This window comes from Bacteroidota bacterium (assembly GCA_016195025.1).
Taxonomy (GTDB): Bacteria; Bacteroidota; Bacteroidia; order Palsa-948; family Palsa-948; genus Palsa-948.
The window spans coordinates 52,487-72,628 of record JACQAL010000018.1; the positions used below are offsets into that span (position 1 = coordinate 52,487).

A 20,142-nucleotide genomic window follows, 5' to 3' on the forward strand; every position below is an offset into this window, starting at 1 on the left:
ATACTTATTGTAATAAATAATTACTTTTGTTGTAATTATTATAAAGTAGTATGAAAGAACAAAAAGAAAATTACCAGATTGACAATGTGGACAGGAAAATAATTTCCTTCCTGATGAAAGATGCCATGATGCCGTACACCGAAATCGGTCATCGCGTTCTCATGTCAAGCGGAACCATTCATGTGCGCATGAATAATCTTCAGAAAGAAGGAATCGTGAAAGGAACTTCGCTGGTTTTGGATTACGCGAAACTTGGCTATGACCTCACCGCGTTTGTTGGTGTGTATCTTCAGAAAGGTTCCATCTACGATAAAGTAATCAAGCGGCTGGAAAAAATTCCCGAAGTGGTAGAAGCGCATTACACCACGGGCGTGTACAGCATCTTTATGAAAATTGTTTGTCGGAACACCGAACACCTGCGCGAAGTGCTGAATGAAAAAGTTCAGTCGGTAGAAGGAATTGACAGAACGGAAACAATTATTTCGCTGGAAGAAAGTATTAAAAGAGATGTGGAATTAACCAAAGAGTAATCGAAATACATCCTCCACTTTTCCAACCGAAGTAATTTTAATCTTAAAACTTTTCTGATTCAATCCTTTCAGGTTATATTTCGAAATAAAAATTTGCTCAAACCCAAGTTTTTCCGCTTCTGAAATTCTGCTTTCAATTCTGTTCACAGGACGAATCTCCCCGCTCAAACCAACTTCCGCACAGAAACAATATTTCTGAGAGATAGGAATATCTTCACTGGAAGAAAGCACTGCGCAAATCACGGCAAGATCAATCGCAGGGTCTTCCACTTTTATTCCGCCTGCTACATTTAAGAAAACATCTTTGAGTCCGAGTTTGAATCCGCAACGCTTTTCCAAAACGGCAAGAAGCATGGATAATCTTTTTGTATCGAAACCGGTTGCGGTGCGCTGCGGAGTTCCATACACAGCAGAACTCACGAGCGTTTGAAGTTCAATCAGCATCGGGCGGATTCCTTCCATCATGGTAGCAATCGCAACTCCGCTCACGGGTTCTTCGCGTGCAGTAATTAAAATTTCAGATGGATTGCTCACTTCGCGCAAACCGGTTCCTGTCATTTCATAAATTCCTAATTCATTCGTAGAACCGAAACGGTTTTTTAAAGTTCGCAGCAACCTATATATATGATGACGGTCGCCTTCGAATTGCAGAACAGTATCCACCATGTGTTCCAAAACTTTTGGTCCTGCAAGCATTCCGTCTTTTGTAATATGTCCTATGAGAAATACAGGTGTTCCACTTTCTTTCGCAAAGCGCAAAAGTTCTGCGGTGCATTCACGCACCTGCGAAATGCTTCCTGCCGAAGATTCAATGTGCGCGCTGAACATCGTTTGAATAGAATCTACAATCACAAAATTCGGTTCGAGTAGTTCAATCTGCTTGAAAATATTTTGCATACTCGTTTCTGCGAGAATGTAACAGTCGTCATTTTTAATTCCCATTCTTTCCGCGCGCATTCTTATCTGCTGTTCGCTTTCTTCACCTGAAATGTAAAGTGTTTTGATTTTCTTCTGCTGAAGCGCAATCTGCAACATTAAAGTTGATTTTCCTATTCCCGGTTCTCCTCCAAATAAAACCACCGAGCCGGGAACAACGCCTCCGCCCAGAACACGATTCAATTCTTTATCGGGAAGTGTAATCCTGATTTCTCCGCTTTGTTCTATCTCAGAAACCTTCAACGGCTTTGTCGCGCGCTGAGTGCTGGTGCTTCTTCCATTTTTTTTTTCTTCTTTTTGAATTACTTCTTCTACATACGTATTCCACTCCCCGCAAGAAGGACATTTGCCAATCCATTTTCCGGATTGCGCCCCGCAGTTCTGGCAGAAGAAACTTGTTTTAACTTTTGTCATTCTTGAACTTTGTAAATATACGCAGTATAATTTCTGTTTACAGGATTGAGTTTGTAAATAAACCGGTCCATAAAATCAGGTTCAATAATCGTATCGAGTTTAATATCCGGAAAACATTTTTTGAAATTTAAAACGCGCTGCTCTATATTTTCTTCATCAAAGAAGATTACATAGTTCGGCATATAATTTTTATAGCGGTGCGTCATGTAACAAAGTGTGTCAATTGTTTTTTCCCTGGTAACTCCCAGCGGATATCCAACCCCGTTATACCATTTGCCAAGATAAAAATAAGGAGGCATGGTGTAATCATCCTGGTTGCTTTCTTCCACTACTAGTTGCCTGAAATCTTTTTTATGGGAAAGATATATCATTGATTCCACCCTTGTTTTTTTTGAATAGGAAACCGAAACAACCACAAGCGGAACGAAGTTTAATGCCCAGAAAAATATCCAGCAGGAGCGCAGCAGTTTTTTTCTTTTATTCCAGAAGGCAGATGTTTGAACAAAATCCTTCCATCCGATTACTCCGAGAAGAATAATGAAAGGAACAATAGGAAAAATAAAACGCTCTTGTTTGTTGGGGAAATAACAATGGAAGGCGAGAAAAATAAAAGTTGGCAGAAAAAGCAATAAATATTTTTTCCAACTTCTGAAAAATCCAAAGAGAAGAAAAAAACTTACTGGTGGAAGCAAGATGCCGAGCAGAAGCGTAAAATACATGTACCATTCCTGAACCAAATAATCCCGCGCTGCAGCAATATTATACCGAACATATTCCCGGAATTCCATGAAAGGATGCCCCCACAAAATTTTATCTGTAATCCCCTGAATCATTACCATGCAAATAAGCGCACCTGTTCCAAAAATAAATCCTTCTTTCCATTTTTTCTGCACCAATAAAGCAATGCCCAATCCCCCTATGAAAAGCAGCGTTTGAAAGCGGATGGAGAAAGCAATGCCCGCAATTATTCCTGCAAGAAAAAAATGAAGGAAGAAATTATTTTTATTCGGCTTTAATAACATCCAGGATGAGAGCATCAGAAAAGGAACGCATACTACTTCAACCAAATTGCGCACGGATAAAAAAGGCATAAACCAATAAATGGCGAGAAGAATTCCAACCATGGCTGCTGTTTTTTTATCTGATAATAAATTTGCAATGCGGAAACCGAAAACAACTGTGATAAGTGAAAGCATTGCATGAAGAAAACGCACTATGTACATTTTAGTTTGCGGGTCATTAATTCGCAATGCTTTTAAAACAACAAAAAGAAAATAATGAATTCCCGAATAAAACCAACTATGCCCGCTCGGCTGCGAAACAGAAGAAGGAAGCCAGTCGTTGTTATCAAAATTATCTGCCCACGATTGAGCCGCCTCTATTACGAGAAAATGGTCATCGTGCATGCCGAATCCCTTGGCAAAAATTACAGAGAGTAATCTGAAAAAAATCGCAGAAAATAAAATTAAGCGGAGAGGTTTTTCTTCCCAGAGAATTTTCAGCCGCTCAATCATTCAGGAAAAAATTAGGAGGACTTGATTCGCTTTTCAATCGCGGTGGTAGAATACCCTTCTACGAAGGGAATAATCACAACCTCTCCGCCTTTCGCTTTCACTATATCAGCGCCAATGATTTCATTTTCTTTCCAATCACCTCCTTTCACCAAAACATTCGGCTGAACAATTTTTATCAGTTCGAGTGGAGTGTCTTCATGAAAAATGGTAATTGCTTCCACAAACTGAAGCGCGGAAAGAATCAGCGCACGGTCATTTTCATTTTGTATCGGGCGGTTTTTTCCTTTACCTAATTTTTTCACGGAGAAATCTGAATTCAAGCCGATGATGAGAATATCACCAAGGTCGGATGCTTTGCTGAGATAATCAATGTGTCCGTGATGAAGAAGGTCGAAACATCCGTTGGTGAAAACAGTTTTATAGTCCTTCATTCTCCAAACATGGAGATTGCGTTGAAGTTGTTCGAGTGGAACAATTTTTTGCCTGATGATTTCAAGATTTGTCATAAAGAGGTTTCAAAGATAGAGGAATTATGTAATTTCGCCCGTCAAATTTATTTAATAATGACAAAAAAAATTATTGTGCTTGATGCTCCGGTAAAAGCCAAGGATAAAACCCCTGTGTGGTGGAAGCTTGGAAAATATTTTATTCACCAGGAAAATATCCGCTCCATTAAGCGCAAAGGAAAAGGAACAGCAATAACTTTTTTTCACGGAGATGATTTGCTCGTGAATGTGAAGTATGACAAACTTGAAATTCTTTTGCCTTCTGATAAAAATGCCGTTTGAGGATGAATGTGCAAACAGCTTTGCGCGCCACAAAATCTTTTTTAGATACTGAGATTAAATTTCTCAAAGGCGTTGGTCCTGAGAAAGAAAAAACTCTGAAATCGGAATTGAATATTTCCACGTTCGGAGATTTGCTCAACCATTTTCCGTTCCGCTATGTTGACCGCACAAAATTTTATAAAGTGCGCGAATTAAATTCCAATTTACAATATGTCCAGTTGCGCGGAAAAATTATTAGTACGGAAGTTATTTCTAAAGGAAAACGAAGATTAGTTGCGCGGCTTGCCGATGAAACTGGAACAATGGAGTTAGTTTGGTTCCAGGGAATAAAATGGATTTTGCCGAAACTGAAAAAAGAAAACGAATACATAGTATTCGGAAAGCCGCAAAAGTTTCTAAACACATTTAGCATTGTCCATCCTGAAATGGAAGAAGCCACGGAAGAAAATTTAAAACTCGCCAGAAAAATGCAACCCGTTTACAGCACGGGAGAAAAATTAAAATCAAAGTGGCTTGACAGCAGTGGAATCTGGAAACTTCAGCGAACTTTAATTTCTCAAATCAATAATAACATTCCTGAAACCTTATCTGAAGAATTGATAAAGAAAAATAATTTTCTTTCAAGAGAAGAAGCATATAAAATAATTCATCTTCCCGAAAATTCCGAATTGCTCAAGCGCGCAGAATTCAGATTAAAGTTTGATGAATTATTTTTCATTCAGCTTCGTCTGCTTCAATTGAAACTAATCCGCAAAAAAACTTATGCGGGATTTAATTTTTCTTCGGTTGGAAATTCCTTCAATGACTTTTACAATAATCATCTTCCGTTTGAACTTACGAAAGCGCAGAAGCGAGTCATAAAAGAAATCCGCGCTGATATGGCAACTGGCAAACAAATGAATCGTTTGCTTCAAGGCGATGTGGGCAGCGGAAAAACAATTGTCGCGCTTCTTTCAATGCTCATTGCGATTGATAACGGATTTCAGACATGCTTAATGGCGCCAACCGAAATTCTTTCACAGCAGCATTTCAAAAATTTATCCCGTCTTCTTGAGAAAACAAATATTCAGATGGAACTGCTCACAGGTTCAACAAAACAAAAGGACCGTAACCGCATTCACGAAAAACTTCAGAGCGGAGAATTAAAAATAATTGTCGGCACGCACGCGCTGATTGAAGATGAAGTCCAGTTTATGAAACTTGGATTGGTCGTAATTGATGAGCAGCATAAGTTTGGAGTTGCGCAACGTTCCCGTCTTTGGAAAAAAAGTTCCGGTGATAGAACTGTTTTTATTCCTCCGCATGTTTTAATTATGACAGCAACACCAATTCCAAGAACTTTAGCTATGACACTATATGGCGATTTGGATATTTCCGTAATTGATGAACTCCCTCCCGGAAGAAAACCAATCAAGACAGTTCACCGCTATGATGTGAAGCGCCCGCAGATTTTTCATTTCATGCGCGAGCAAATAAAAAAGGGCAGGCAGATTTATGTAGTGTATCCTTTTATTGAAGAATCAAAAAAGTTTGACTATGCATTTCTGATGGAAGGTTATGAAAGAATAAGAAATGAATTTCCTCCTCCGCAGTATGTAACGGGAATCGTTCACGGGCAACTAAAAAATGATTTGCGTGACGCGCAGATGAAAAATTTTATCGAGGGAAAAACACAAATACTTGTTGCCACCACCGTGATTGAAGTTGGCGTGGATGTTCCAAACGCCTGCGTGATGGTGATTGAAAGCGCAGAAAGATTTGGTTTATCGCAATTGCATCAATTGCGCGGAAGAGTTGGGCGCGGTGCCGAAGAATCATTTTGCATTCTCATGACAGGTTACAAACTTTCGGAAGACGCACGCACAAGAATTGAAACGATGGTTCGCACCTCCAACGGTTTTGAAATTGCTGAAGTTGATTTGGGTTTGCGCGGTCCGGGTGATATGGCGGGCACGCAGCAGAGCGGAATCACCGATTTGCACATAGCCGATTTGATAAAAGATTCCCAGATACTTACTTTCTCGCGCGATGTTGCTGAAAAACTTTTGCACGAAGATTCTGAACTTTCTTCGCCTGAAAACAAACCCATCCGCACCGAACTCGACCGAATAAAAAAAGCGAAGCCGTATTGGGGAAGGATAAGTTGAAAAATTTATACAGCAGATTCTTTTAACGAAATATTTTTTCTAAGAACTTCTTCAAGCGGCAAATTATTTATTTTGCTTTCGAGCCAGATGATAAACTGATAGGCATCGCCATAGTTATTTTTTAAAACACCATCCATAAGCGAAATAAGTTCTGTATGAAACTTAATGAAATAATTTTTTAACTCTTCGCCTTTGGGTTTACGAGCAGAAAGAAGTTTGAAAAAAGCAAGAATTTTTTTTTCGAAATCATAAAGTTTATTTTTCTTGTCAAGAAACCGAACAGTTGATTTAATTGCTGATTCCATTAAATCATCGTTTCCCAGTTCATAATGAATCATCAGGTTCATCACGCGTGCATTTCCAAAAATATCCTGGCGAAGTTGAACTTCTTTATTGTTGAGTACTTCATTAATATATTTAAGAGCCGTGTGATATTGCTTCGCAGCAAAATAACAATATGCATAGTGATAATAAAAGGTAAGACGCGAAACAGGGTTTATCAGTCGTTGGTGCTGCGGCATTTCTTTTTCAATTTGTTCAATCAACTCAATGGATTTCTGATATTGCCCCGATACAATGAAGAAATAAAGTTCAAGAAGATTCGCATGTTCAAAAATGGCGGCTTTAGTTTCGCTGTTGGTTGCCTGCACACTGCGCAATTCTTTCAGTGCCCGGCCGAATTGGGAGAATTCTCCTTTGTGCAGGCAGAGATATGCCTCGTGGCGAAGAACGATAATATAATCTTCCGGATTTTCCTGAATAATTTCCGGCACCGATTCAATTATTTTTTTCCGGGCGAGAGTTGATTCAAATACTTTTTCCCATGCGCCAGTAGCAAAATAATAAGAAGCTAATGTATAGTGAAATAAAATTTTTGCTTTGTTTGAGAGGGCATTCTTCTCATTTTTCAGCAGCGGGTGGCTGATTATTTTTTTCATTTCTTCCGCTTCATTTTTCGAACGGGCAACATAGCGCGCATTGATAATACTGTCAAGGGAGAAAAATATTTTTTCAAACTCATGGATATTTTTTTGTTTACTTATCACTTCTTCTTTTTCGCGGATAATTTCATCCTGTGTACTTGTGTGAGAAAGCGAATATGCCTCAAGCGAAACTATTTTCCGTTCCCAGTTGAGAATTTCAATGAGCGGAGAAAATTTCTCGTGCTTGTATGCAAGTTCCTTGGTACTCTTTAAAACTTTTTGTGCCTGCGCATATAATCCCTTCAGATGAAGAAAATGCACGTCCTGCAGTCGCTCCTGAATAATTGTTTCCACAGAGTGCTGCGAGCGGTATGCGCGCATGCTTTTAAGAATAAGATGGAATAAATAATTTTTTACGCGGTGAAGTTGTTTTGCAAACGGCTCGCCTTTAAACTTGTGAAGGATGGCATCTTCATCGTATGAATTCTGCGCATCTACGGCATCAAAGAGGCGGAAATAATTTTTTTCTTCTTCGGTATTTCCGGCAAAAGCATATTTCTTGAAATATCCTTTTTCATTCCGGCTAAGCGATTTAATTAACAGGAAGAGTTCATCAGATTTTTTCATTTTCGGGTAAGTTCGGAATGTACAAATGCCGGTATTTTGGTTTTGCTTTGTCTGCGTATTCAATATAAATTTGCCAAAATTTTTTAATCAACACATCAACCAACAAATCTACCATTAAGATGAAACATCAACACTACATCGAAGAAAAAGTTTTGCAATGCATGGAAGAATGGAAATCATCCACTACGCAATCGCTGCGGGAAATCATGGCAAAATATTTTTCAAAAATTTTTATTGAAGCGCAACAAAAATACATGTGCGAAATGGCGGCATTAAAAGTCGAAAGTGTTTTTGAGAATGCCGAAACTTTAAACTAACAACTAAATTTTTCCGGATGAAAAAACTTTACATTCTTTTTTTCTTCGCCATAAATTTTTTTCAGGTAAACGCGCAGCCGTTCTACAGCGATGCTGCAGGAACTTTTTACAACAAATGTACTTCCTGCCATCATCCCGGAGGAGGCACCCCCTTTTCCATGATGAATTATTCTGAAACTTCTCCCTGGTGTGCGCTCATTCAAGCCGATGTGAACAAAAATAAAATGGCTCCGTGGCCTCCGGATACAAACTACACACGCTTTCTGCATGAGCGCGTTCTCACAGCAAGCGAAAAAAATAAAATCCTCAATTGGACAAGCAACGGCTGTCAGCAGGGAGATACCACGAAAGCGCCTTTTCCTCCGCCCACCTATCCTATATATAAGCTTTGCGGAACTCCTGACACGGTGCTGCAAATTCCTACTTATACAAGTACAGCTTCATCGAGCGACATGTATAATTGTTTTTCACTTCCTACAGGATTGACTCAAACTGAATGGCTGCGCGCGTATGAACTTATTCCCGGCAATCCGAACATTGTGCATCATGTGGTAATGTTTGTAGATACGGTCGGAAGTTCAACCAGCAACTTAACCGGCTCGTGTTTCACTCCGCCATCCGGAAGTTATCAGATGGGCGCATGGGCGCCCGGTTCTTCTCCAACGGTTTTTCCCGGGCTTGCTCCGCTGAAAGCAGGAATGAAAATAAATGCCGGCTCAAAAATTGTTTTGCAGATTCATTATCCTGCAGGAACAGCGGGGCAAGTGGACAGCACAAAAATCAGATTGTACTTTTATCCTACAGGTTCTACCGGAATCCGCAGAATGTATTCCACAGTTGATTTGCAGAAATGGGGATTTCAAATTTTGCCAAACACAACTCCAACGCTTACGCAAACTGTTTCTGTAACTTCAACGCGCTCCATCTTTGCTGTGTTTCCTCACTCACATCTTATTTGTGACAGCATTGCTATTTATGCAACCTCTGGAATAAACACAACTAAACTTGTGCGAGTGAACAAATGGGATTTTAAATGGCAGGGATTTTATACGTTTCCGTTTATGCCGAAAATTCCTTCGGGCTACGTACTGAATGCAGTGCACCGCTACAATAATACAAGCAGCAATCCGAATAATCCATATAGCCCTCCGCAAACAATCTATTCCGGTTATGCAACAACTGATGAAATGCTTTTTGATGGTTTCCTGTGGCTCAATTACCAGACAGGCGATGAAAACATTGACATTGGCGCGCTGCTTGCCAATGATACATTGTTGAATTGCACTCCACCTCCTTATGCCATGTTCAGTGAAAGCGCTGATACCATATGCGCAGGCAGTTGCATAAATTTTTCAGACCAGAGCAATAATTCTCCTACTTATTGGAACTGGAATTTTCAGGGGGGAAATCCTTCCTCCTCCGCTCAGCAGAATCCGCAAAATATTTGTTATGCCAATGCAGGCATATATAATGTAACGCTCACTTCCGGTAATGTAAGCGGAAGCACAACAAACTCCAAAACAATTACTGTTTTATCTTGCACAGGAACAAATGAAAAACTTTCTTCCGGAATTTTTTCTTATGCCCAGCCCAATCCGTTTTTTGAATCTTCCCGGATAATTTTTTCGTTGCCTGTGGCTGCATTCACTTCGGTTGAAATATATAATATGTATGGCGACAAGATGAAAACAATTTTTTCCGGGGGAAAAAATGCAGGCACTCATTCTGCGGAATGGAATGGAACTAATGATGCAGAACAAAAAGTTTCTGCCGGAATTTATTTCTATAACATACGCGCAATGAATTTTTCTTCGTGCGGGAAAATTCTTTTGTCCAAATAATTTTTTGAAGACGAAAATGAAACCAACTGAAAGCGTCCGGAATATTTTTCTGATTGTAGGAATAATTTGTATTCCCGCGTTTCTTTTTGGGAAAAATTTTTCGGGCGATGAAAAAAAATCTGAATCAAAACAACTGGCTTCGCGGTGGATGAATAATCAGCCCGTACGCTTTGAAGAAAACAACGGGCAGATGAGCGATTTTGAAGGCAAGCCGGTTCCGTTTGTTCTTTTCAGGGCATCTGCGCGCGGAATGGATGTTTACATTACAGAAAAAGGATTAACCTATGTTTTCCGGAAAACAGAAGAAGAAAAAGATGACGAGGATGAAAATTATTCTTCTTCTTTCCGCGAGAATGAAAAAGTAAATGTGCAGTGGTGCCGCATTGATGCCGAACTAAAAGATGCGGTGATAAAAAAGGAAAATATTGTTACCGTATCTCCTTCTGAAACAAACCTTAATTATTTTCTTGGAAATTGCCCGCAGGGAATTTTAAGAGTGAAGCAATATGAAAAAATTACCATCAAAGAAATTTATCCGGGAATTGACTGGGTGTTTTACAACTCTTCGTCAAAAGGATTTAAATATGATTTTATAGTTCATGCCGGAGCAGATTATTCCAGAATAAAATTTATTTATTCCAGCGCGCAGCCCTTGAAAATAAATCCGGATGGTGCTCTTGAAATTCCTACTTCGCTCGGAAAACTTAAAGAACAGGCGCCAGTTTCCTATGATAAAAACACATCCATAAAAGTTCCTACGAAATTTGTTTCTCATTTCCTGGAAGAAAACAAAACCGAAATAACTTTTCAGGTTGCGGAATCGTATAATCATTCTTCCGACCTTGTTATTGACCCGCAGCTTTTCTGGGCAACTTTTTTCGGAGGCAGCGATTACGATGAAGGCATAATGTCTGCCACCACCGATGCGGGCGGAAATTTATTTGTGGGCGGCTACACACAATCTTCAATCGGATTTCCAATTCAGAACTCTTCCAATGCGTACAACCAGGGAATAATTGCAGGCGGATGGGATGGGTTTGTTGCTAAGTTTTCAAATGCAGGCGTTCTGCTCTGGTGCACTTACTTCGGGGGAAACGGAAACGATTTTGGTTTTTCTGTAGCATATGATGGAACGAGCGGAAGTTTATTTTTTTCCGGCATCACGTTGTCAGCTTCAAATTTTCCTCTTGTAAATCCGGGCGGTGGCGCTTACTTTGTTAATTCTTTTTCCGGTGGAGCACAGTATGGTGACGCTTTTGTGGCGAAGTTTAATTCTTCTGGCGGACTTGTGTGGTCAACTTATTTTGGCGGAAGCGGAGAAGAATGGTGGGGAAATTCTCTCGCGATAGATGCAAACAGTGATTTATTCATTGTCGGAAAAACAACTTCTGCAAATTTCCCTTTGCAAAATTCTGCCGGAGCATATTACCAGCCGGCAAATGCAGGTGGCGGAGATATTTTCATTTCCAAATTTTCTAATGGGGGCGCGCTGTTGTGGTCAACTTATTATGGCGGAGCAGGGGATGAGCAGGGATTTGCGGTGGCAAGTGATGGTGCGAATATTTTTGTAACCGGGTTCACCACTTCTGCAAGCCCAACTCCGCTTCCCACTTTGAATCCGGGAGGAGGCGCATATTTTCAGGGAACAAACATGGGAAGCAACGATGCCTTCATTCTGGAATTTTCCAATGCGGGTGTTCGTTCGTGGGCAACTTATTATGGCGGAACTGCCGATGATTATGGATATTCCATCGTTACAGATATTCCGGGAAATATTTTTGTTTCGGGTGCAACCACTTCAGCAAATTTTCCGCTGCTGAATTCTGCGGGTGCATATTACCAGGCGGCTAATGCCGGAGGAAGCGATGCTTTCATTCTGAAATTTTCAAACACAGATGTCCGTCAATGGGCTACGTATTATGGCGGGAGTGGAAATGAATATTCCAATTCTGTTTTCTTCGTTCCTTCTTACGATAATCTTGCGGTGGATAAATGCAATAATGTGTACATGAGTTTTGAAACTTCTTCCACCAACATTCCCACATTGCAATCGTGCGACAATAATTATTTCGACAATTCATTTAACGGTGGAAGTTTGCAGCCCTCCGATAATTTTTTAATAGCATTTTCAAATTCAGGAATTCAGAAATGGGCAACGTATATTGGCGGAAACGGAAATGATATTCGCGGAGCGCTGGCGGTAGATGTGAATGATAATTTATTTATTGCCGGTGAATGGGATGAGGTTACAAACTCTGCTTCTTATCCTGTTACAAATCCCGGAGGAGGAGCGTATTTCGATGGAACCTATAACGGAGGCGCGCTTCCTTACGACCATGATGCATTCATTATGAAATTTCTGAAATCGCCATGTTTTTGTTTTACTTCTGCCATTCAGGGACAGTGCACAAAAATGTGTTTGGGCGGATGCCAGACAATTAATGTAACCGTTAGCGGAGGAACTCCTCCTTTTACTTATCAATGGTCTCCCAACATCGGTAATGGACCAGGCACTTACACTGTTTGTCCTACTTCAACTACTATTTACACTTGCCAGGTGATGGACTCTAATGGTGACACGGCAAATTCCGCACTAAGCGGTGCCTGCCTGGTTACTATTTTTCCGCAATACACAGGAGTGAGCGCAAGCACCATTCAACCTCTTTGTTTTAACGGCACGGGAACTGCAACCGTTACAGTAACAGGCGCAACCTCTCCTTTCACTTATAACTGGAACACTTCGCCTGCACAAACTTCGCAGGTTGCAACCGGACTTAGTGCCGGAAATTATTCGGTTGTTATAACGGATGCGAACGGCTGCACCGACACCGATTCGGTTACCATAGTTAATCCGCCTCCAATTTCTCTGACCACTGCATCGGTAAATAATTCCTGTACAACACCGGGAAGTGCAAGCGTGAGTGCAAGCGGAGGAAGTTCGCCTTATTCGTATTCATGGTCAAATGGAAATACAACAAGTGCGATTTCCGGATTGGCGGCAGGAAATTATTCGGTGACGGTGCAGGATGCAAATGGATGCACGAATACTGCGAGTGTTACCATTGTAAATTCCGGAAATATTCCCGTTGTAACTGTTTCTCCTGCTAATTCCACTATTTGTTCGGGGCAAAGTGTTACGCTTACAGCATCGGGCAGCGGAAATTATTCATGGAGCACCAATCAAACAACTGCTTCCATAATTGTTTCGCCTTCTTCTTCTTCTTCTTATCAGGTGCAGTTGGATTCAAGCGGATGCACGAACGTTGCATCGGCAGCCATTGTTGTTGTTCCATCGCCAACGGCAACTATTTCTCCGAATGTTTCAGTTTGTGCCGGGCAATCGGCTGTTCTTTCTGCTTCGGGAGGAAATAATTATTTGTGGAACACTGGTGCAACTTCTTCTTCCATTACTGTTTCTCCGAGTGTAACTGCAACTTATTCGGTTGTTGTTGCGAATGGAAATTGTACGAGTGCTGCTTCGGTTTCGGTTGCTGTTTTTCCTCTTCCCACTCCAACTATTTCCGGAAACACATTGCTATGTGCCGGAGATATTTCGACACTTACAGCAAGCGGTGGAAATTTTTATTCGTGGAGCACAGGCGCGACTTCATCTTTTATTGTTGTAAATCCCTCTGCAAGCACAACCTATTCTGTTATCGCATCCAATTCGAATAACTGCACGGCATCATCTTCTGTAAATGTTGCAGTTCTTTCTCCCCCGGTTGCATTGGCAAGCAGCGCAACCATCTGCAATGGAAATTCCGCAACGCTCACTGCCAGCGGTGGAGGAAATTATTTATGGTCGAACGGAAACACTTCTTCTTCGATAATAATTTCTCCGACTGTTTCTTCAAATTATTCCGTAATTGTTTCTGCCGGCTCGTGCAGTGATACAGCGTATTCCTCGGTAACGGTGAATCCGCTTCCTTCGCCAACCATTTTTGGAAACACTACTCTTTGCCTTGGAGATGCGGCTACGCTTACGGCAACGGGCGGTGGAAATTATTTATGGAACAATGGCTCCACTTCTGCGAGCATACTAGTTTCGCCAAATTCTTCTACGAATTATTCGCTTACGGTAACAAATAATAATTGTTCAGCGACCGACAGCATTTCTGTTTTTGTTTTTCCTCCGCCCACTGCATTTCTTAACGGAAATGCCACGCTTTGTGCCGGACAGAGTGTTGTTCTTTTTGCAAGCGGAGGCGGAAATTATTTATGGAGTACAGGTGCAACTTCTTCTTCCATTTTAGTTGCTCCCGCTGCTACAACAAATTATTCTGTACTTGTTTCCATAGGAAGTTGCAACGATTCTGCTTTTGCATCGGTGGTGGTGAATCCGAATCCCAATGCAGGTGTTGCATCCAATGTTACAATTACTGCCGGGCAATCTGCCACGCTTACTGCAAGCGGTGGGGGCGCATACCAGTGGAGCAACAGTTCAACCGATAATCCGATGGTGGTGAATCCTTCCGCGACAACTGTTTATTGCGTAACGGTGAAAGACGCGAACAACTGCAGCGATACTGCCTGCGCAGTGGTGACTGTAATTCCCGAACCCATTGATTGTTCTCATGCCTTTGGCGAAGATGCATTTGTTCTTCCCAACGCATTTTCTCCGAACGATGATGGCAAGAACGAAAAGTTTCATCTTCTCGATATTGCCTTGCTTACAAGTTGCGTGAAAGAAGTTTACATTGCTGTTTACAACCGATGGGGTGAAATGATTTTTGAAGACAAGCAGATTAATTTTTCGTGGGATGGAACCTTCAGGGGAAAGCCGGAAGATGCCGCTGTGTTTGCTTATTATCTGAAAGCGGTTTTAAACAACAACAATGAAGTGAAGAAAAAAGGAAACGTAAGTTTAATGCGATGAACAAATCTTCGAAAAATGTTTCATCCCTATGGGACGAAACGGTACGAAAAATACGAAAGAGAAACTTTCGTTATTTCTCATTCATCATTTTTACGTCTGCCATCTGCCATTTTACATCTTACATCTACTCGCAGGACATTCACTTTTCGCAATTCACGCAATCGCCTTTAACCGTTAACCCTGCCAATGCGGGCACCACTTCCTGGGTACGTTCGCAGGTTAATTTCCGCAACCAGTGGAACAACATGGTTCCTTATAATACCATTGCCGCTTCGTTCGACCAGAAAGTTAAAAAGCGCTGGCAGCAGCGCGAGGGAAAAACAAGAACGCTTCTTTTCAAGTCGGCATCTTCAAGCGGTTTGGGCTGGGGGGTGAATGCGTATAATGATAAAGCGGGTGACGGGCGCATAGGCACCTTGCAGGGAAATTTTTCTCTTGCTTACCAGGTGCAACTTGCCAAAGAAAAAATGCTGGCGGGCGGAATGCAGCTCGGGTTTGTTCAGCGTACCATTAATTACAACAACTTCAACTGGGAAAATCAATACGATGCCGCTTCCGGAAATTTTAATCATGCCCTGAGCGCGCAGGAAAATTTATCGGGCAGCCATTATATTTATCCCGATGTGGCGGCAGGACTTATTTATACCTACAAAAAAAATGAGCGTTACATGCGCGGCAACGACCAGCGCGATATTCAGGCGGGCATTTCTGTTTTTCATTTCAACCGCCCCAAGTATTCTTTCTTTGATGAAGGAGAACGGCTGCACAGCAAACTGATTTTTCATGCCAGTGGAATTCTCGGAATCAAAAATTCAAACATGGCGCTGGTGCCCGGAATTTTATTTACGCAGCAGGTTCGCAACCGCGAAATTCTTTTTGGCTCGCTCATCCGTTATTTGCTGAAAGAGGATTCAAAATATACCGGCTACGTGAAAGGCGCTGCCATTTCGCTGGGAGGTTATTACCGCAACAACGATGCCTTTGTGGCGGCAGGGTTTCTGGAGTTTTCCAGTTATGGCATTGGAATAAGTTACGACATTAATGTTTCAAAACTCAGAACCGCCACCAATGGAATTGGCGGTTTTGAAATCACGCTTCGTTTTCTGAATCCTTCGCCTTTCCTTTTCACTAAGGCGAGTTTCAATTAGCCATTTCGCATAGTTAACTTTTTGTTAATTGAATTGCTTGTCTTTGCTTCCATTCCTATTTAATTTCGCGCGCAAATTGTACGAAACGCGAATGTCTACGAATATTCGAATAACAACCGTTCTTGTATTCATTCGGATATTCGTTCTCTTTCGTTATTCGCACAACTAAATCGGTGTAATCATTTTTAATCTGTGTAATCCAAAAATGGAAATAAAAAAAATCCTCGTTGCCAACCGCGGTGAAATTGCCATTCGTGTTTTCCGCGCCTGCTTTGAACTCGGGCTGAAAACGGTTGCCATCTATACCTACGAAGACCGCTATTCTCAACACCGCTATAAGGCGGATGAATCTTATCAAGTCGGAAGAGATGATGAAGCGTTGAAACCATATTTACACATTGACGAAATCGTCAACATCGCGAAAGAAAAAAACGTGGACGCGATTCATCCCGGCTATGGTTTCCTCTCGGAGAACGCAGAGTTTGCGCGCAAATGCGCGGAGAACGGAATTATTTTCATCGGCCCGAAACCGGAAGTAATGCTTGCGCTGGGAGATAAAATTTCCGCAAAGAAAATCGCCCGGCAAAATAATATTCCAATCATTGAAAGCAGTAACAAAGATTTGAGGGATATAAAAGTTGCGCTCGAAGAAGCAAAGCGAATCGGATATCCGCTCATGCTGAAAGCGACTGCGGGGGGAGGCGGACGTGGAATGCGCGTGGTTCGCAAGTCAGAAGATTTAGAAAAAGTTTTTGATGAAGCAAGGCGTGAAGCGAAAAATGCCTTTGGCGATGATACTGTTTTCCTCGAAAAATTTGTGGAGAATCCCAAGCACATTGAAGTGCAGATTGCTGCCGATAATTTCGGGCACATCGTTCATCTCTTCGAGCGCGATTGTTCCGTTCAGCGAAGGTATCAGAAAGTAGTTGAAGTTGCGCCTTCGTTTGGATTGCCGGAAGAAGTGAAGAAAAAACTCTACAACTATGCTTTGAAAATCTGTCAGGCAGTTAAATATAATAACGTAGGAACAGTTGAATTTCTGCTGGATGAAAAAAATCATATTTATTTTATCGAAGTCAATCCAAGAATTCAGGTGGAGCATACTGTTACGGAAATGGTAACGGGAATTGATTTGGTGAAGACACAAATTTTCGTGGCGGGCGGATATAAACTCAGCGACAAGCAGATTAAAATCACTTCGCAGGACGCGATCAAAACAAACGGTTACGCGATTCAGTGTAGAGTTACAACTGAAGATCCTGAACAGGATTTCAAACCTGATTATGGAACTGTAATCACTTATCGCAGTCCGGGTGGATTTGGAATTCGTCTGGACGCGGGAAGTGTTTACCAGGGCGCAACGATTTCTCCGTTTTTTGATTCTATGCTCGTGAAAATTTCTGCGTGGTCGCGCACGCTCGATGGCGCCTGCCGGAAAATGCACCGCGCGTTGCAGGAGTTTCGCATTCGCGGAGTAAAAACAAATATTCCTTTCCTTGAAAATATTATCAATCACAAAGAGTTTCACGATGGAAAAGCAACCGTGGCTTTCATCGAAAAACATAAAGGAGAACTTTTTGCTTTCCAGAAAAGATTGGACAGGGCAACGCGCATTGTAAAATTTTTGGGAGATACGATTGTGAATGGAAATCCGGATGTAAAACTTGTAGACAAGACGAAAAAATTTCCCAAGCCGGTTGTCCCGGAATACAATCACTATTCAAAATATCCCGAAGGCACAAAAGATTTGCTGACGAAACTCGGCCCTGATAAATTTTCCGCGTGGCTGAAGAAAGAAAAGAAGATTCATTATACTGATACCACTTTTCGCGATGCACATCAGTCGCTTCTTGCAACAAGAATGCGTTCGTTTGATATGTTGCGCGTGGCGGAAAGTTTCGCAAAGAATCATGCACAAACTTTCAGCATGGAGGTTTGGGGCGGAGCAACGTTTGATGTGTGCATGCGTTTCCTCTACGAAAATCCATGGAGGAGATTGATGGACATCCGTAAGGCGGTTCCGAATATTCTTTTGCAAATGCTCATCCGCGGCTCGAATGCCGTAGGTTACACTGCTTATCCGGATAATCTCGTAGAAAAATTTATTGAAAAATCCTGGGAACACGGCATAGATATTTTCCGTGTGTTCGATTCGCTGAACTGGCTGAAGGCAATGGAGCCAAGCATTAATACGATTCGCAAAAAGACAAAAGGAATTGCCGAAGTTTCGATGTGCTATACGGGAGAAATTCTGGATTCATCGCGCACGAAATATAATCTCAAATATTATCTCAAACTCGCGAAGGATATTGAAAACGCAGGCGCCCACATTCTCGCGATAAAAGACATGGCCGGTTTGCTCAAGCCCTATTCCGCGTATGAATTGATTTCCGAGCTGAAACAGAAAATAAAAATTCCTATTCATCTTCACACGCACGATACTTCTTCGCTTCAATCGGCAACATATATTAAAGCAGTTGAAGCAGGAGTGGATGTGATTGATTGCGCACTCGGTGGAGTTTCCGGTTTAACTTCTCAGCCGAACTTTAATTCCATTGTTGAGATGATGAAGTTCCACAAACGCGAAAATAGATTTGATATTGAATCGCTGAATAAATTTTCCAACTACTGGGAAGATGTGCGTGAATATTATTATCCGTTCGAATCAGGATTAAAAGCAAGCACTGCGGAAGTTTTCTACCACGAAATGCCGGGCGGACAATATTCCAATCTTGTTCAGCAGGCGAGCGGACTTGGAGTAGGAGAGAAGTTTGAGGAAATTAAAAAGACATATCGCGATGTGAATCTTTTGTTCGGAGATATTGTAAAAGTAACTCCGAGTTCGAAAGTGGTGGGAGATATGACGCTCTTCATGATTTCCAATGGACTTACTGCAAAAGATGTTTTAGAAAAAGGAGAAACGCTTTCGTTCCCTGAATCGGTGCAGGGATTTTTCAAAGGAGATTTAGGACAACCTCCCGGAGGATTTCCAAAACAATTACAAAAATTAGTTCTGAAAGATAAAAAGCCATTTACCACCCGTCCGAATTCGCAACTCAAGCCGGTTGACTTTGAAAAAGAGTTTGAAGAATTCAAAATAAAATTTAAAGAAAACGATTTGGGCAGGCCGCTCTACATCACGGATTTTCTTTCCTATAAAATGTATCCGAAAGTTTTTGAAGATACTTTCAAAAAATGGACTGAGTTTGGATTCGTGTCGCGCATTCCAACGAAAAACTTTTTCTATGGCATGGATTTGAACGAAGAAACAATTATTGACTTCGCTCCGGGAAAATCAATCATTGTAAAACTTCTTTCAATCGGTCCGGCAAAAGAAAACGGAATGCGAACTGTCTTCTTCAAAGTGAACGGGCAAACCCGCAACATCGAAGTGCTTGACCGCTCGCTGAATATTAAAAAAGAAGAAAATCAGAAAGCAGAATCCGGCAATCCCAAACATTTGGGCGCGCCTTTACAGGGAATGCTTTCAAAAATTTTCGTGAAGAAAGGACAAAAGGTGAAAAAGAACGAACCGCTTTTCGTCATCGAGGCGATGAAGATGGAAACAACTGTTACTGCTCCAGTTGAGTTTGAAATCAAAAACATTACTCTGAAAGAAGGAGTCAGAGTAAGTGCGGATGACTTGGTGGTGGTTGTTAATTAATTTTTACATTTGCCCCCTATATGACAAATGTAATGGAGGAATTGATTATAAAAGGCACTGAGTATTCTCCCGAAGTTGTTTTCATTCCTAAGAATCATCAGTTCAAAATCTCCGGCTGGTCGCGCCCCGAAAGCCCGTTCAAATTTTACGAGCAGGTATTTAAATGGATTGATGAGGAAGGGAATAAATATTTGAACAATGAAACAGTAAATTTCCAGATAGATTACTTCAACACGCCTTCTGCAAAAATGATTCGTCACATGTTTGAAAAGTTTGACGCGCTTTGCAACAGCGGCATTAAAATAAATGTGAACTGGTATTATGATGACATTGAATCGAAAGAAGAATTTGAGTACGAGTTTGCGCAGGGATTAAAATTTCCAATCACGTATATAGCCAACGAACAATAATATTATT

The 20,142-nt window shown here is 41.3% G+C and carries 13 protein-coding genes; 9 read left to right on the plus strand and 4 right to left on the minus strand.

The window, feature by feature from the left end; all coding sequences use genetic code 11:
* The first annotated feature begins 50 nt into the window (after positions 1 to 50).
* The gene (locus HY063_03770) at positions 51 to 530 is read left to right on the plus strand and encodes an Lrp/AsnC ligand binding domain-containing protein (GenBank protein ID MBI3500891.1); all 480 of its coding nucleotides are present in this window, start codon (positions 51 to 53) and stop codon (positions 528 to 530) included.
* Here the strand turns inward: HY063_03770 and radA are convergent.
* The 3 genes from radA to rfaE2 are packed head-to-tail and all read right to left on the minus strand — an operon-like array spanning position 516 to position 3,900.
* Positions 516 to 1,880, minus strand: coding sequence for a DNA repair protein RadA (gene radA / locus HY063_03775; protein MBI3500892.1), 1,365 nt, complete (start codon positions 1,878 to 1,880; stop codon positions 516 to 518). The two genes, HY063_03770 and radA, sit on opposite strands and share 15 nt — an antisense overlap.
* Positions 1,877 to 3,394, minus strand: coding sequence for a glycosyltransferase family 39 protein (locus HY063_03780; protein MBI3500893.1), 1,518 nt, complete (start codon positions 3,392 to 3,394; stop codon positions 1,877 to 1,879). Before HY063_03780 ends, radA begins: the two co-directional genes overlap by 4 nt.
* A gap of 11 nt (positions 3,395 to 3,405) precedes the next feature.
* On the minus strand, positions 3,406 to 3,900 hold the full coding sequence (rfaE2, locus tag HY063_03785; protein MBI3500894.1) for a D-glycero-beta-D-manno-heptose 1-phosphate adenylyltransferase: 495 nt from the start codon (positions 3,898 to 3,900) through the stop codon (positions 3,406 to 3,408).
* A gap of 57 nt (positions 3,901 to 3,957) precedes the next feature.
* Between rfaE2 and HY063_03790 the strand changes: the two genes are divergently transcribed.
* Positions 3,958 to 4,182, plus strand: a complete 225-nt coding sequence (locus HY063_03790) for a hypothetical protein (GenBank protein MBI3500895.1) — start codon at positions 3,958 to 3,960, stop codon at positions 4,180 to 4,182.
* Between the two features lie 2 nt (positions 4,183 to 4,184).
* Complete coding sequence (gene recG, locus HY063_03795) at positions 4,185 to 6,329, plus strand: ATP-dependent DNA helicase RecG (protein MBI3500896.1); 2,145 nt, start codon at positions 4,185 to 4,187, stop codon at positions 6,327 to 6,329.
* Between the two features lie 5 nt (positions 6,330 to 6,334).
* Here recG and HY063_03800 read toward each other — a convergent pair whose 3' ends face one another.
* A complete protein-coding gene (locus HY063_03800; protein ID MBI3500897.1) occupies positions 6,335 to 7,879 on the minus strand; it encodes a hypothetical protein in 1,545 nt (514 codons plus the stop codon).
* A 119-nt stretch (positions 7,880 to 7,998) separates the two neighbouring features.
* Between HY063_03800 and HY063_03805 the strand changes: the two genes are divergently transcribed.
* The 6 genes from HY063_03805 (at position 7,999) to HY063_03830 (ending at position 20,135) form a co-directional block, all read left to right on the plus strand.
* Positions 7,999 to 8,196: a hypothetical protein gene (locus HY063_03805; protein ID MBI3500898.1), complete on the plus strand. Its 198-nt coding sequence runs from the start codon at positions 7,999 to 8,001 to the stop codon at positions 8,194 to 8,196.
* A 17-nt stretch (positions 8,197 to 8,213) separates the two neighbouring features.
* Positions 8,214 to 10,037: a T9SS type A sorting domain-containing protein gene (locus tag HY063_03810; protein MBI3500899.1), complete on the plus strand. Its 1,824-nt coding sequence runs from the start codon at positions 8,214 to 8,216 to the stop codon at positions 10,035 to 10,037.
* Between the two features lie 16 nt (positions 10,038 to 10,053).
* Positions 10,054 to 14,913, plus strand: a complete 4,860-nt coding sequence (locus tag HY063_03815) for a gliding motility-associated C-terminal domain-containing protein (protein MBI3500900.1) — start codon at positions 10,054 to 10,056, stop codon at positions 14,911 to 14,913.
* Complete coding sequence (locus tag HY063_03820; protein MBI3500901.1) at positions 14,910 to 16,061, plus strand: PorP/SprF family type IX secretion system membrane protein; 1,152 nt, start codon at positions 14,910 to 14,912, stop codon at positions 16,059 to 16,061. The genes HY063_03815 and HY063_03820 overlap by 4 nt, the downstream gene beginning before the upstream one ends.
* A 205-nt stretch (positions 16,062 to 16,266) precedes the next feature.
* Positions 16,267 to 19,725 carry a pyruvate carboxylase gene (locus HY063_03825; GenBank protein ID MBI3500902.1) on the plus strand — a complete coding sequence of 1,153 codons (3,459 nt, stop codon included), beginning with the start codon at positions 16,267 to 16,269 and terminating at the stop codon, positions 19,723 to 19,725.
* Between the two features lie 20 nt (positions 19,726 to 19,745).
* Positions 19,746 to 20,135, plus strand: coding sequence for a DUF1987 domain-containing protein (locus tag HY063_03830; GenBank protein ID MBI3500903.1), 390 nt, complete (start codon positions 19,746 to 19,748; stop codon positions 20,133 to 20,135).
* Positions 20,136 to 20,142: the final 7 nt, after the last annotated feature.

Coding starts and splice junctions, on each gene's coding strand:
- HY063_03770 (MBI3500891.1), top strand. CDS start 51: ATGAAAGAACAAAAAGAAAATTACCAGATTGACAATGTGGACAGGAAA.
- radA (MBI3500892.1), bottom strand. CDS start 1,880: ATGACAAAAGTTAAAACAAGTTTCTTCTGCCAGAACTGCGGGGCGCAA.
- HY063_03780 (MBI3500893.1), bottom strand. CDS start 3,394: ATGATTGAGCGGCTGAAAATTCTCTGGGAAGAAAAACCTCTCCGCTTA.
- rfaE2 (MBI3500894.1), bottom strand. CDS start 3,900: ATGACAAATCTTGAAATCATCAGGCAAAAAATTGTTCCACTCGAACAA.
- HY063_03790 (MBI3500895.1), top strand. CDS start 3,958: ATGACAAAAAAAATTATTGTGCTTGATGCTCCGGTAAAAGCCAAGGAT.
- recG (MBI3500896.1), top strand. CDS start 4,185: ATGAATGTGCAAACAGCTTTGCGCGCCACAAAATCTTTTTTAGATACT.
- HY063_03800 (MBI3500897.1), bottom strand. CDS start 7,879: ATGAAAAAATCTGATGAACTCTTCCTGTTAATTAAATCGCTTAGCCGG.
- HY063_03805 (MBI3500898.1), top strand. CDS start 7,999: ATGAAACATCAACACTACATCGAAGAAAAAGTTTTGCAATGCATGGAA.
- HY063_03810 (MBI3500899.1), top strand. CDS start 8,214: ATGAAAAAACTTTACATTCTTTTTTTCTTCGCCATAAATTTTTTTCAG.
- HY063_03815 (MBI3500900.1), top strand. CDS start 10,054: ATGAAACCAACTGAAAGCGTCCGGAATATTTTTCTGATTGTAGGAATA.
- HY063_03820 (MBI3500901.1), top strand. CDS start 14,910: ATGAACAAATCTTCGAAAAATGTTTCATCCCTATGGGACGAAACGGTA.
- HY063_03825 (MBI3500902.1), top strand. CDS start 16,267: ATGGAAATAAAAAAAATCCTCGTTGCCAACCGCGGTGAAATTGCCATT.
- HY063_03830 (MBI3500903.1), top strand. CDS start 19,746: ATGACAAATGTAATGGAGGAATTGATTATAAAAGGCACTGAGTATTCT.